Raw genomic sequence first — 12,635 nt, 5'->3', positions numbered from 1 at the left:
TGGCTCTCGCTCTCAGCACGGATTGACCGGAGGCAGGCCGGCGATGTAGCGGCGCACCTCCTCGGCGGCCTGCTCAGCGGCATAGGTCACGGTGCGCACCGAGGCGCCGGCGATGTGCGGCGTCAGCGTCACGTTGGGAAGCTGCAGCAGCGGCCAGTCCGAGGGCACCGGTTCGACCGCGAAGGTCTCCAGCATCGCGCTGGCGATCCGCCCCGAAACCAGCGCGTCGTAGAGTGCGTCATAGTCGACCAATGGCCCACGCGCGGTGTTGACGAAGATCACCCCCGGCTTCATCCGCGCGATGGTCTCCTTGCCGATCAGACCGCGTGTCTCCTGCGTCACCCTCGAATGCAGCGTGACCACATCGGAGCGCGACAGGAGATCGTCGAGTGCAACCAGTTCGACGCCGGCGTTGCGGTCCTCGGCGCTCAATTGCACATAGGGGTCGCTGACCAGGACATGGCAGCCGAAGGCGCGCAGCAGCCGCACCACTTTCGTGCCGATATTGCCATAGCCGACGACGCCGACTGTCATTTCACCGAGTTCGCGACCGGTGCGGTCGGCGCGATAGAGATCGCCGCGCCATTCCCCCTTGCGCAGGGCCTCGTGACCGACCCGGATCAGCCGCGTCTCGGCAAGGATGGCGCCGATGGTGAACTCGGCCACGGCGGTCGCGTTACGGCCGGGCACGTTGACCACGGTGATGCCGTTCGCCCTGGCCGCTTCCATGTCGACGTTGATCGGGCCGCCGCGCGAAACCGCCACCAGCCGGAGCCCCGGCAGGCGCCGCATCATGCCTTCCGACAGGGGCGCAAGCTGAGTGACGAGGATTTCGGCATCGCCGATGAAGTCGACGACCTCGTCGGGATGGCCGAAATATTCCTTGACCTTGTCGAGGCCGAGCGCCGGATCGCCGAACTCCATCGGCTCGTCGGGCCAGGCCGTCTGCAACGTCCTGATATCGAGGCCGCCACTGGCGACGTTCTCGATTTTGGCGCGAAACACCTCCGGCAGCATGAAATTGTCGCCAATGATCGCTATTTTCCTGGGCATACTCGACTTCTCAATTTTCCTGCGATGTCGCCATGGCACGCCAAACCGGCCGCAGGGCCTGGTGCGCCAGCATGTAGGACGGGGCCATCCTGTCGTAGATCGCGGCAAGGTCCGGGTCGCTCGGTTCGGCCTCGCCGAGCAGCGGCGTCACCCATTCGCCGACGCATTCGTCCATCGAGGCGTATTGACCGACGCAGACCGCGGCGATCATCGCCGCACCGGCGGCGCCAGCCTCCTCGCGCGCGCTGGTGCGCGTATCGGCGCCGATGGCCGCGCCCAGGATCTTGCGCAGCGCCGGGCTTCGGGCGGCCCCGCCGGTCAGGCGGATTTCGCGTGGCAGCGGACCCATGGCGGCGTAGCAGTCGCGCGCCGCGAACGCCAAGCCTTCGAAGACGGCGCGCACCAGATCGGCATAGCCGTGGCGCGAGGAAATGCCGACGAAGCCCGCCCTGGCATTGGCATCGACGAACGGCCCGCGCTCGCCGGCTTCCGACACGTAGGGCTGGTAGAGCAGCGACGCCGGCTGCGATGCCGCGATCCAGGCATCGACCAGGGCGATCATCTCGCCATTGCTGCGGGTTATGCCTTGCGAGGCGAGAATGCCCGAGGCAAGGCCAAGCACCCAGTCGATGTTGAGCGTCGCCGCCATGTTGGACTGCATCTGCGCGAACACGCCGGGCGCCGGCATCGCCATGGTGTAGCCGGTCGCCGCTTCGTTGAGCTGCACATCGTCGGGTGTCTCGGCCAGCCGCATATGCATCCCGGTGGAGCCGATGATCGAGCAGCCGGGCTTGCGCTCGCGGTCAAGCAGGCCGGCGCCGAGCGCGGTGCAGACGACGTCGACATAGCCGAGCACGACGGGTGTACCGGCAAGCATGCCGGTGACGGCGGCGGCCGCAGGCGATAGTCCGGTGCTGTGCCTCGTGCCGTCGACAACCGGCGGCAGCAGGTGCCTGAGATCGGCGACGCCGAGCACGTCGAGCACCTCGTCGCTGTAGTCGCGGGTGCGAAAGTCGCCGAAGGTGAAGGTGCCTTCGGACGGATCGGTGGCACGCTCGCCGGTCAGCTTGAAATAGAGCCAGTCCTTGCAGTGGAACGCGGTCGCCGCCTTGCCGAGCATTTCGGGCATGGTGCGCTTCATGAAGACGAACTGCGAGCCCTGCTGGCAGGCGGCGAGCCCGCTGCCGGTCTTTTCGAAGCGCAGCCGGTCATCAGGCCGCGCGCGGATCTCCTCGACGACACCTGCAGCGCGCGCATCGAGCCAGAGCCAGCCCTTGGCCACCGGTTCGCCCTTGCCATCGATCAGCCAGGTGCCGTCGCCCTGCCCGGTGACCGCGATGGCGACGGTCCGGCTGGCGAGATCGGGCACCTTGTCGGCAAGCTGGCGCAGGGTCGTGGCGGCGTCGGCCCATGTGCGCGCCAGATCCTGTTCGGCGCCGCCGCCCGGCAACGTTTCATAATGGTTCGGCGTTGCCGCGGCCGCGATCTGGCGGCCCGCCGTGTCGAAGGCGATGGACTTGATGACGGAGGTGCCGGCATCGATGCCGATCAGTATGTCGCGCATCACGCGAGCTCCATGCCGTGCGAGATGGCCTTGCCGCTCGCCTGGTCGAAGACGTGCAGGTTTTTCGGATCGATGCTGACATTGATGGGCGCGCCGAGGTCGAGCCGGGTGCGGTCATGCTCGACCAGAACCAGCGAGCCGCCGGCGAAGTCGGCGGCGATGTGGGTCTGGTCGCCGAGCCACTGGTTGGCCGAGACCCTGGCCGGGACACCTTCCTTCGAGCGCCGGACCGCGTAGGGTCTGATGCCGATGACCACCCGTTCGCGGCTGAGCAGCTGGTCGCGCACCGGAGCGCTGAAAGCGTCCTTGTCGTAGTCGAGCGACAGCCCGTCGGGCAGCCTGAGATTGATGCGGCCGGCGGCGGTCCCGACAAAGGCCTCGAAGACGTTCATCGGCGGCTCGCCGACGAAGGTGCCGGTGAACAGGTTCGCCGGACGCTCCTTGATCCTGTCGGGAGTGTCGAACTGCTGCAGCACGCCGCCTTCCATCACCGCGATGCGGTCGGCAAGTGCATTGGCCTCGGTCTGATCGTGGGTGACCAGGATCGCGGTCAGTCCACGCTCCTTGATGAAGTGCTTGATACGGCCGCGCAGCACGGCGCGAAGCCGCGGCTCGAGTTGCCCCATCGGCTCGTCGAGCAAATGCAGGTCGGCTTCCCGGATCAACGCCCGGCCAAGACTGGCGCGCTGCTGCTGGCCGCCCGAAATGGAACTGGGATAGCGCTCCAATATGTCCTCGATCTCCAGCAGTTTGGCGATGCTGGCGACCTTGGCATCGACCTCGCTCCTGGGCAGCCGGGCAGCCTTGAGGGCAAAGGCCATGTTCTCGCGCACGGTCAGCGGCGGATAGAGCGAGTAGCCCTCGAAGGCCATCGCCACATTGCGTCTGACCGGCGGCAAGGTGTGTACTTTGCGGCCGGCGACCGCGATCGTGCCGCGCGAGACTTCCTCAAAGCCGGCAATCATGCGCAGCGTCGAGGTCTTGCCGCAGCCCGACGAGCCGAGCAGCGCAACGATCTCGCCCTTGCCGATCTCCATCGTCAGGTTCTTGACGGCGTGAACGCCCCTGTCGATCGGGCCGTAGAACTTGTCGACGCCGGAAATGGTGAGTGCGCTGGCGCTCATGCCGCTTCTCCGTTGCGTAGTTTGACGACGTTCTTCGCGCCGATGCGCTCGCCGCTCGCCCGATCGAACAGCAAGGCGCTCTTGCCGTCGACGACGATATGCGCCTTGCCTTCGCTGCGGCCCGGCGTTCCGGCAGGGCGCGAGACCAGGATTTCACGGCCACGAACGGTGCGCACCAGGGTGACGATCTTCTCGTTGAGCGGCGTCTCGGCCTCGACCGTCACCGGAATGGCGCCGGGCTCGTTTTCGCCAACGAAATGCAGTGCCTCGGGTCTCAGCCCGATGATGCAGTCGCGGCCGACGGCGGTCTCGGGAACATCGGCGAGATGGACCTGCACGTTGGACAGGCCGACATAACCTCCCCTGGCACCACGCGCAGGCTTGACGTCGAGCAGGTTGATGGTCGGGTCGCCGAACAGCCGCGCGATCTCGATGTCGGCGGGCTCGCGATAGATCTGCTCCGGCGTGCCGAGCTGCCGGATGACGCCTTGCGACATCACCGCGATACGGTCGCCGAGCGCCATGGCTTCCTTGTAGTCCTGGGTGACGTAGACGACGGTGGCGCCGCGATCGGCGAGCAGCCTGGGCAATTCGAGCCGCATCTCGAAACGCAGCTTGGCGTCGACATTGCGCAAGGGGTCGTCGAGCAAGAGGAGCGGCGGCGAACCGACCAGAGCGCGCGCAAGTGCGGTGCGCTGCTTCTGGCCGTTGGACAGCGCGCGTGGCTTGTGGCTGAGCACATGGCCGATCTTCAACAGCTTGGCGACGCTCTCGACGCCGGCCTTGATCGCGCCCTGTGAGGAACGCTTGGCCTCGAGCGGCGTCGCGATGTTGTCGAACGCGCTCATATGCGGAAACAGCGCGAAATTCTGGAACGCCATGCCGACGCCACGGAACTCCGCGTCGACATCGGTCATGTCCTCGCCGCCGATGAGGATCTTGCCTTCGTCGGGATCGATGACGCCGGCGACGAGGCGCAGCAGCACAGTCTTGCCGGCGCCCGAAGGTCCGAACAGCACCAGCGTCTCGCCATCCGCGACGGTCAACGACAAATTGTCGAGGACGGTCTGGCTCTTGTAGCGCTTGACGAGGTTTCTGAGTTCGAGGCTGGCCATTTCTATCCTTTCACCGCGCCGAGCGACAGGCCTTCGACCAGATAGCGCTGTGCGTAGAGGGCGAGCGCCAGCGTCGGCGTGATCGACAAGACGATGGCCGCCGAAATCTGGCCATACTGGATGCCGGATGAGGTGATGAAGGCGAGCGCGCCGACCGTCACCGGCTGCTTGTCGGCCGAAGCCAGCACCAGCGCGAAGACGAAATTGTTCCAGGCGAAGATGAAGGCGAGCAGGCCGGCCGCCGCGATGCCCGGACCGGCGAGCGGCAGCGCGATCTTGCGGAAGGTGGCGAACCACGAATGGCCGCCGATGCGGTAGGCGTATTCGATGTCGGCCGGGATATCCTCGAAATAGCCGCGCACGATCCACAGGATCAACGGCAGGCAGATCAGCTGGTAGACCCAGATCAGCCCGATATAGGTGTTGGCCAGGCCGAGCTTCTGGAAATAGAGGGTCAGCGGCAACAGCACCAGGAGCGCCGGCGCGAACTTGAACGACAGAAGCGTGAAGGCGATGTCCTCCGAACCGCGGAATTTGTGGCGCGCGAAGGCGTAGGCGGCCGGCACGCCGAGCAGCAGCGAGACGGCGACCGAGGTTACCGACAGGAACACCGAGTTCCAGAGATTGCGCATGAAGGCGATGTCGAGCGTGCCGGCTGCGGTCATCAGCTTGCCGGTGATCAGCGCCGTGTAATTGGCGAGCGTCGGTTCGAAGATGAGCTGCGGCGGGATGCGCAGGATGGTCTCGTTGGTCTGGAACGACATCATGAAAATCCAGACGATCGGGAACATGAAGAAGATCACCACCAGGGTCAGTGCTGCGCCGCGCAGGATGCGTTCGAGAAGCGAGGGGTGTTCCATCGCCGCCTCCTATGCCTGGCCACGGGCGCGTTCGCGCAGCCTGAGCCAGTTCTTGATGAAGATGTTGGAGAGTAAATAGGTGATCGCCCACAGGATGATCATCAGCGCCGCCGAGCGGCCGACATTGGTCGACTGGAAGAAGTTGAGATAGGCCTCGACCTGGAAGACGGTCAGCGTGTCGCCCGGCCCGCCCTGGGTCATCGCGTAGATGATGTCGAACTGCTGGATCGAATCGAGCAGGCGGAACAGCGTCGCCGTCAGGATGTAGGGCGTCAGCATCGGCAGCGTGATGCGGAAGAAGACGAAGCTCCTCGGCACGCCGTCGAGTGCGGCTGCCTCGAAGGGCTGCGTCGGCAGGCTGCGCAGGCCGGCGAGCAGCAGGATCATGATGAAGGGCGTGTAGACCCAGATGTCGACGAGCACGACGGTGAACAGCGCGGTCGACGGCGACGACGCCCAGCGGAAATCCTGCAGCCCGATGAGGCTGGCGAGATAGCTCAGCACGCCGAAGCCGGGATTGGTCATCAGCTTCCACATCAGCGCGGCCAGCGCCGGCGCCGTCATCAGCGGCATCAAGAGCATGATCGAGATGAAGTTGTTGAGCGTCGAGCGCTTCTGCAGCAGCAAGGCGATAGCGAGACCCAGAAGCAGTTCCAGCACGACCGTGGTGCCGGCATAGACCAGCGAGACTTTCAACGTGTTCCAGAACTTCGGATCGGTAAAGAAGGAGATGTAGTTGTCGCCCCAGTTGAACTGGCGCGCCCAGGGCTGGCTCAGACGGTAGCGCTGGAAGGAATAGACCACCGAGGTCAGGAACGGGATCAGGATGCCGATGCAGACCAGCAAGGCCGGCAGGCTGAGCACATAGGGCAGCACCCGCTTGCTGATCCTGAAGCCGGATGGCCTGGGCCTTTGCGATACCACCGCAGTCATCGAGCTGCTCCGTTGTTGCCTCGCCCTGCCGGCCGCCCAAGGGAGCAAGGCGGCCGGTCGGGCGAAATGGCGGTCACCTTTCGGCACCGCGTCGCAAACGTGAAAAGGTGTAACCAGGGCCGACCCGCCAAGCAGGCCGGCGTCCTTGCGACTTAACCGAGACCGGCTTCCTTGAGCTGGCCGTTGATGCTCTCGGCGAGCTTGTCGAGGCCCTCGTCTACCGGCACTTCCTTGGCCACCATCTTCTGCAGCGTCGCCGCCCATTCGGTGGTGAGGTCGAAGAACAGCGGCTGCGCCGTGAACTTGATCGACGCGCCGGCCGCCGAAGCGTCGAACATCTCGACATAGCCGGGATAGCTCTTGTTCAGCTTCTCGCGGAACATCTCGTCCTTCCACACCGACTGGCGGACCGGATCGACGAAGTCCATCTTGGTGGCGCCGAACAGCCCGTGCTCCGGTCCCGAGGCCCATTGCAGGAAGTACCAGGTCGCGTCCTTGTCCTTGGAGAAGTTGGACATCGCCAGCGACCAGATCCAGATATTGGGCGTCGAGGCCTTGGCTTCCGGGTTGGCGGTGAAGGCGGCATAGGCGAGCTTGCCGGCCATCTTGTTGTCGCCGCCATTCATGAAGTAGCCGAGGCAGTCGGCGTCGAAGATCATCGCCGAGGCGCCGGCGCCGAGATCGGTACCGACCTGGTACCAGGTGTAGGTCGACCAGTCCTTGGGGCCGCTCTCCTGGATCATCTGCACCCATTTGGCATGGAAGGCCTTTGAGCCGGCGGTGTTCATCGCCGCCGCGAGCTTGCCATCGGCAGAAACAGTCAGATCCTTCTCGTTGAAGTTCGAGTAGGCCGACAGGAAGCCCGGATGGATCGTCGCCCAGGAGCGCGAGCCGCGCACGCCGATGCCGTAGACACCGCTGCCGATATCCTTCTGCAGCTTGGCCGCCGTCGTGATCATCTCGTCCAGATTGCCGGGGACGCCGACGCCGGCCTTGTCGAACATGCCCTTGTTGTAGGTGATGTTGTTCTGCTCGAAGGCCCACGGAATGCACCACTGCTTGGCGTCTTCCGAACCCAGAGCGCCACCCGGCTTGCCGTTCCAGGCGCAGGACGACTTCACGCCTGGGAGAAAATCGTCCCAGGCATAGTTCGGGTTGGTCTTGGCCGGATCCTTGATCCATTCGTTGAGGTCGGTGATCCAGCCGGCTGGGCCATAGGTCCAGGTCATGTAGGCGCCGGTCATGAAGGCGTCGTATTCGGGCGAGCTCGCCGACAGGGCCGCGGTCACCTTGTCGAAATAGACGTCTTCGGGGAAGACGTCATAGACGACGTTCATGCCGGTCAGCTTCTTGAAGTTCTCCAGGTCGGCGATCATCGCATCGGCATAGGGATGCTTGTTGAGCAGGAGCTTGATGGTCTTGCCCTTATGCGCCTGCCAGTCGAAGTCGGCGGCGAGCGCGCGGGTCTGGCCCAGGTTGAGCAGCGTGCCGGCGGTGCCGGCAGCCAGGCCCATGGCTCCCAGGCCCTTGATCAGTCCGCGACGGTCGACTTGTCCGCGCAGGAAGGCGTCTATGAGGTCTTTCTCTTTCTCATGCATTTCGTCTTCTCCTCCACAGGGTAGTTTCAACTGAACCGTTGCCGGCTACCCGACCGGCGTCTCTTCCACGAGCGATCGCGCCGTCCGCTCGTCTGTTATCAGGCCCTTGAGATAGCGCCCCTCCAGCACCGACTTAATGGCGCGAACCTTGATCTTGCCGCCGGCGACGGCGACGATCCGGCGGCTGGCGATGTCCTCGCGCGCCAGCGCCAGCGCCCGGTTGGAAACGGTCGTCGCCACCGCCTTGCCGGCCTCGTCGAAGAAATGGCCGAGCAATTCGCCGACGCCGCCGTTGCGGCGGATCTCCTCCATCTCACCCTTCTCGATCATGCCGGTGGCGACCAGCGAAGCCTCGCGTTCGGCGGTGCCGATGCCGGCGAACAGCAGGTCGGCGGATTTGGCGAGATCGAAGACCTCGCTAACGCCCTTCTGGCCCAGCAGCACGATGCGGTCCTCCGCCGTGTTGGCGAACATCGGCACCGGCATCACATAGGCTTCGGCGCCGGTGCGTTCGGCGAGACGGTGGATGACGTCATGCGGGTTGGCCGAGAATTTCCGCGTCAGGCCGCCGAGCAACGAAACGAAACGGATCCGGTCGGTGGTCGTGCGCGGCAGATATTCCACGCAAGCCGCGAGCGTGCGGCCATGGCCGACACCGATCAGCGCCTGCTCGCCGCGTTCGATCTCGCGCTTGAGGAACTGCGCTCCGGCAATGCCGAGCGCCTTGAGCGGCAGGTCCTCGGAATCGAAATCCGGGACCACCTCGCAATAGTCGAGGCCGTAGCGGCGGGACAATTCGTCCTCGAGTTCGACGCATTCCGACACTTCGCCGTCGATATAGACCTTCACCAGCCCTTCCTGGTTGGCCTTGGTGATGAGGCGGTGGGCCTTGAGGCTGGTCAGCCCCAGCCGCTTGGCGACCTCGGACTGGGTCAGGCCACCAGCGTAATGAAGCCACGCAGCCCGCGCCGCCATGCTGGCATCATCGTCGCGCAAAAGGCCGTTTCCAAAACCAACCACGTTTCCGTCCCGGTGATATTTTTATCAGTTGATGCAAAATTTTTCACATGGATTGACCGAAGTCAAGCGTCACCTTTCAAAATCGCATGGCGGTTGGCCGGCCGGCCGCGCCGCGGTTCGGCCGGAACTTCAGGAGGGCAAAGAGGTTCTTACATCGAGGTCGCGGCGCGCCGGCCGGCCACAAGCAACGCCGGCGCCGAGCGGTGCCAAAAACCCGGGGGGAAGGTGGAGAGGCGGAGCAGTGGCGCCGCCTGACAGGACAATGTTCGAGCCGCTTTGCTGCGATATGCCGCTTCATCCGACATGGCCCGATCTTGTCGCACGGCTGCTGTTTGTGGTGCTGGCAGGTTTTCTCATTGGCCTGAACAGAGAGGCGCGTGGCCACACCGCCGGGCTTCGGACGACCATCCTCGTCGGCCTTGCGGCCGCGGTTGCGATGATCCAGGCCAACTTGCTGCTTGATACGACAGGCAAGGGAATGGATTTCTTCTCCCGCATGGACGTGCTGCGCCTCCCGCTTGGCGTGCTGACCGGCGTGGGCTTCATCGGCGGCGGTGCCATCCTTCGGCGCGGCGACCTCGTGACCGGTGTCACCACCGCGGCCACCATGTGGATCATGACGATGATCGGACTTGCGTTTGGCGGCGGCCAGTTCGGTCTTGCGGGAATTGCAACCGTGCTGACGCTGCTGACGCTTCAGGTGTTGAAATGGGTCGATCTCAAGATCCCGCGCGACCACCATGCGATCCTGTCGGTTTCCTGGGCGAAAAGTTCACCGCCCGACCTTCAAGAGATGGTGCGGCCGCTCGGCTATGACGCACGCCTTGCCACGATGGAGCATGATTTCAGCCGCGACCGCTTCGTCTACTCGTTCAATCTCGAATGGAGACAGCCCGATGCGACCGAACCTTCAACGGAAATCCTGGCGCTGGTCGCCCGCGAATGTGAGATCGAGCGATTTGATCTAGTCGGCGAGAAAGCGTCCTGAAGAGAAACGTTCCCACCCCGACGCGCTTAAACCCCACCCACTTGCGCCCCACGCAGAAACTCGATCACCATCGCCGCCGTCCAGGTGAAACGGCCGCCGCCGAGCGGCTCACCGGTCAGCGGGTCGTAGTATTCGGCAAATCCGCTCTCCCGGATCAGGTCGAGGCTGGATCGCGTGATGCGCCGTGCGACCTGACCGTGGCCGGCGGCGGCAAGGCCGTCGGCGATCATGTAGTTGACCACTAGCCAGACCGGGCCGCGCCAGTAGCGTTTGGCGTCGAAGCGGGGATCGGCGGGATCATGTGACGGCACGACGTAACGCATAGTGCCGGCAAGGCGTTCGACGGTCGCGGCGACTGCAGCGGCTCGGTTTTTCGGGATCGCGGCAAAGGCCGGCAGGATGCCGCCAACCGAGGCGCTGTCGACAAGCCTGCCGGAGACGCGGTCGAGACAGAGGTATTGACCGTGTGCGTCGCTCCATAGCCGCTCCATGGCGACCAGGCCCTTCTCGGCAAAGGCACGGTTGGCTTTGGCGATCGCCGTCTCGCCAAGCGCTTCGGCAAGATCGGCAAGGTCGGTGGTGGCGCGGATCAGGATGGCGTTGAAGCCGGGATCGACAATCTGGAAAGGCGAGGCATCGTGCAGTTTCGCATTGTCCCAACCGAGCCCGCGAAAACGCTGCACCAGCCAGAGATAACGATCGTACTGCGCCTTGGTCGGGCGATGTGCCGGATCGGCATGCAAGGTATCACGGCGGGTATAGGGCTCGATGCCTTCGGTCGGCACGCGCTCGAAGGCGGCGTCCCAATCGATGGAATTGTCGCGGCCGGATTCCCAGGGATGGATGATGGCGACCAGCCCCTCACCTTTCGGATCACGATTTTCGTAGAACCAGCGATGCCAGGCGTCGATCTTCGGCAGCAGCGCGCGGGCACGCTCGGCGGCCAATGTCCTGTCCTTGGCGCGGTCGAACAGGCGCCGCACGGCAAAGCCTGCGACGGCTGGCTGGGTGATGCCCGATGTGGCGGTCGGGCGACCGGTTCGCCAGACCTCGGGACCGGGAAAATAACCGTCGTTCCAGACATGGAAGACGATATGCGGCACCATGCCGTCCGGCCACTGATGCGCAAACAACGTCTCGATCTCGGTCCAGGCGCGCGCTTCGTCATAATGGGCAAGACCGAGCGCCGTCAGGCAGGAATCCCAGTTCCACTGGAACGGATAGAGACCTTTTGTCGGGATGGTATAGGTCCCCTGATCGTTCTCCTTCAGCACTTCGACGGCGCGGGCGATGATGTCATTGGTGGCATGAGCGGTCATGGACGTTTCAGGTCTTTCACAAGGCTTGCGTCGTTTCGGGGTCGAACCAGCGGATGCGGTCGGGCTTGGGAGCGAGCCGCAGGCGATCGCCGACGGTAATGGCTACGCCGGACTCGAGCACGGCCCGGAACAGGCTGCCCTCGACATCGCAGGTGACCAGCGTGTGCGGCCCGAGCGGCTCGATGATCCGCACCGTGGCGAGCAGGCCCTCGCCGCCGGCATCGACATCCTCGGGGCGAATGGCGAACTCGACTTTCTGCCTGTCGGATTTGGGACCGGACAGCGCCAGCCCGGCAACATTCCAGTTTCCGTTCGCTGCCTTGGTCGCGGGCAGGAAATTCATCGGCGGATTGCCGATGAAGGAACCGACGAAGCGCGCGGCCGGATTGCGGTAGACCTCGACCGGCGACGCAGCCTGGACGATGCGGCCCTGATGCATGACGGCAATACGGTCGGCGAGGCTCATCGCCTCGACCTGGTCGTGGGTGACATAGATGGTGGTGGTCTTCGACCCGGCAAGGACGCCCTTGAGTTCGGCCCGCATTTCCAGCCGCAGCAGCGCGTCGAGGTTCGACAGCGGCTCGTCCATCAGGATGACGTCGGGCTCCATGGCGAGCGCGCGAGCGACGGCGACACGCTGGCGCTGGCCGCCTGACAACTGGCCGGAGTAGCGATTCAGCAATTGCTCGATATGCATGAGTTCGGCGGTGCGGTTGACGCGGCGCTCGATTTCCTGCCGCGGCAATTTCTTCATACGCAGGCCGAAGGCGATGTTCTCGAACACGGTCAGGTGTGGAAAGACGGCATAGTTCTGGAACACCATGGCAATGCCGCGATCGCGCGGCGGCAGATGATCGATACGGCGGCCGCCGATCCAGACCTCGCCCTGGCTTGGCGTCTCCAGCCCGGCGACGATCCTGAGCAGCGTGGTCTTGCCGCAGCCCGAGGCGCCGAGCAGCACCATGAATTCCTGATCGGCGATGGTGAGATCGACCTGATGCAGCGCGGTGAAGTCACCGAAGCGCTTGGCCACGCCCTTGATTGCGATTTCAGCCATCAAC

11 protein-coding genes are annotated in these 12,635 nt (G+C 64.5%); 1 reads left to right on the top strand and 10 read right to left on the bottom strand.

Annotated features, from left to right (window positions below; genetic code table 11):
- Positions 1-12: 12 nt before the first annotated feature.
- From LB543_RS11235 to LB543_RS11200, 8 genes are all read right to left on the bottom strand, one after another.
- Positions 13-1,053 (bottom strand): 2-hydroxyacid dehydrogenase, encoded by a 1,041-nt coding sequence (locus LB543_RS11235; protein WP_224614139.1) that lies wholly within the window; start codon positions 1,051-1,053, stop codon positions 13-15.
- A gap of 10 nt (positions 1,054-1,063) precedes the next feature.
- On the bottom strand, positions 1,064-2,617 hold the full coding sequence (locus tag LB543_RS11230) for an FGGY-family carbohydrate kinase (RefSeq protein WP_140757684.1): 1,554 nt from the start codon (positions 2,615-2,617) through the stop codon (positions 1,064-1,066).
- Positions 2,617-3,741 carry an ABC transporter ATP-binding protein gene (locus LB543_RS11225; protein WP_224614138.1) on the bottom strand — a complete coding sequence of 375 codons (1,125 nt, stop codon included), beginning with the start codon at positions 3,739-3,741 and terminating at the stop codon, positions 2,617-2,619. Before LB543_RS11225 ends, LB543_RS11230 begins: the two co-directional genes overlap by 1 nt.
- Positions 3,738-4,856 (bottom strand): ABC transporter ATP-binding protein, encoded by a 1,119-nt coding sequence (locus LB543_RS11220; protein ID WP_224614137.1) that lies wholly within the window; start codon positions 4,854-4,856, stop codon positions 3,738-3,740. Before LB543_RS11220 ends, LB543_RS11225 begins: the two co-directional genes overlap by 4 nt.
- A 2-nt stretch (positions 4,857-4,858) precedes the next feature.
- Positions 4,859-5,716 (bottom strand): carbohydrate ABC transporter permease, encoded by an 858-nt coding sequence (locus tag LB543_RS11215; protein ID WP_224614136.1) that lies wholly within the window; start codon positions 5,714-5,716, stop codon positions 4,859-4,861.
- A 9-nt stretch (positions 5,717-5,725) separates the two neighbouring features.
- Entirely contained in the window at positions 5,726-6,649 is a 924-nt protein-coding gene (locus LB543_RS11210; RefSeq protein WP_140757687.1) for a carbohydrate ABC transporter permease, read from the bottom strand.
- Between the two features lie 152 nt (positions 6,650-6,801).
- Positions 6,802-8,247 carry an extracellular solute-binding protein gene (locus LB543_RS11205; protein WP_224589735.1) on the bottom strand — a complete coding sequence of 482 codons (1,446 nt, stop codon included), beginning with the start codon at positions 8,245-8,247 and terminating at the stop codon, positions 6,802-6,804.
- Positions 8,248-8,292: 45 nt separating this feature from the next.
- A complete protein-coding gene (locus tag LB543_RS11200) occupies positions 8,293-9,267 on the bottom strand; it encodes a sugar-binding transcriptional regulator (RefSeq protein WP_224614135.1) in 975 nt (324 codons plus the stop codon).
- 262 nt (positions 9,268-9,529) lie between these two features.
- On the opposite strand from LB543_RS11200, the gene LB543_RS11195 reads away from it, so the two are divergent.
- Entirely contained in the window at positions 9,530-10,255 is a 726-nt protein-coding gene (locus LB543_RS11195; protein ID WP_140757810.1) for an MgtC/SapB family protein, read from the top strand.
- 26 nt (positions 10,256-10,281) lie between these two features.
- Here LB543_RS11195 and LB543_RS11190 read toward each other — a convergent pair whose 3' ends face one another.
- On the bottom strand, positions 10,282-11,574 hold the full coding sequence (locus tag LB543_RS11190) for an amylo-alpha-1,6-glucosidase (RefSeq protein WP_224614134.1): 1,293 nt from the start codon (positions 11,572-11,574) through the stop codon (positions 10,282-10,284).
- A gap of 16 nt (positions 11,575-11,590) precedes the next feature.
- A complete protein-coding gene (locus tag LB543_RS11185; protein ID WP_224614133.1) occupies positions 11,591-12,631 on the bottom strand; it encodes an ABC transporter ATP-binding protein in 1,041 nt (346 codons plus the stop codon).
- Positions 12,632-12,635: the final 4 nt, after the last annotated feature.

Origin of the sequence: Mesorhizobium sp. ESP7-2 (assembly GCF_020164715.1) — a bacterium.
Classification (GTDB): domain Bacteria; phylum Pseudomonadota; class Alphaproteobacteria; order Rhizobiales; family Rhizobiaceae; genus Mesorhizobium.
Note: the sequence above shows the minus strand (reverse complement) of the source record. Positions and strands in the feature narration are given on the sequence as shown.

Excerpts from the sequence above, each read along its gene's own strand:
- LB543_RS11235 (WP_224614139.1), bottom strand. The coding sequence starts at position 1,053 with ATGCCCAGGAAAATAGCGATCATTGGCGACAATTTCATGCTGCCGGAG.
- LB543_RS11230 (WP_140757684.1), bottom strand. The coding sequence starts at position 2,617 with ATGCGCGACATACTGATCGGCATCGATGCCGGCACCTCCGTCATCAAG.
- LB543_RS11225 (WP_224614138.1), bottom strand. The coding sequence starts at position 3,741 with ATGAGCGCCAGCGCACTCACCATTTCCGGCGTCGACAAGTTCTACGGC.
- LB543_RS11220 (WP_224614137.1), bottom strand. The coding sequence starts at position 4,856 with ATGGCCAGCCTCGAACTCAGAAACCTCGTCAAGCGCTACAAGAGCCAG.
- LB543_RS11215 (WP_224614136.1), bottom strand. The coding sequence starts at position 5,716 with ATGGAACACCCCTCGCTTCTCGAACGCATCCTGCGCGGCGCAGCACTG.
- LB543_RS11210 (WP_140757687.1), bottom strand. The coding sequence starts at position 6,649 with ATGACTGCGGTGGTATCGCAAAGGCCCAGGCCATCCGGCTTCAGGATC.
- LB543_RS11205 (WP_224589735.1), bottom strand. The coding sequence starts at position 8,247 with ATGCATGAGAAAGAGAAAGACCTCATAGACGCCTTCCTGCGCGGACAA.
- LB543_RS11195 (WP_140757810.1), top strand. The coding sequence starts at position 9,530 with ATGTTCGAGCCGCTTTGCTGCGATATGCCGCTTCATCCGACATGGCCC.
- LB543_RS11190 (WP_224614134.1), bottom strand. The coding sequence starts at position 11,574 with ATGACCGCTCATGCCACCAATGACATCATCGCCCGCGCCGTCGAAGTG.
- LB543_RS11185 (WP_224614133.1), bottom strand. The coding sequence starts at position 12,631 with ATGGCTGAAATCGCAATCAAGGGCGTGGCCAAGCGCTTCGGTGACTTC.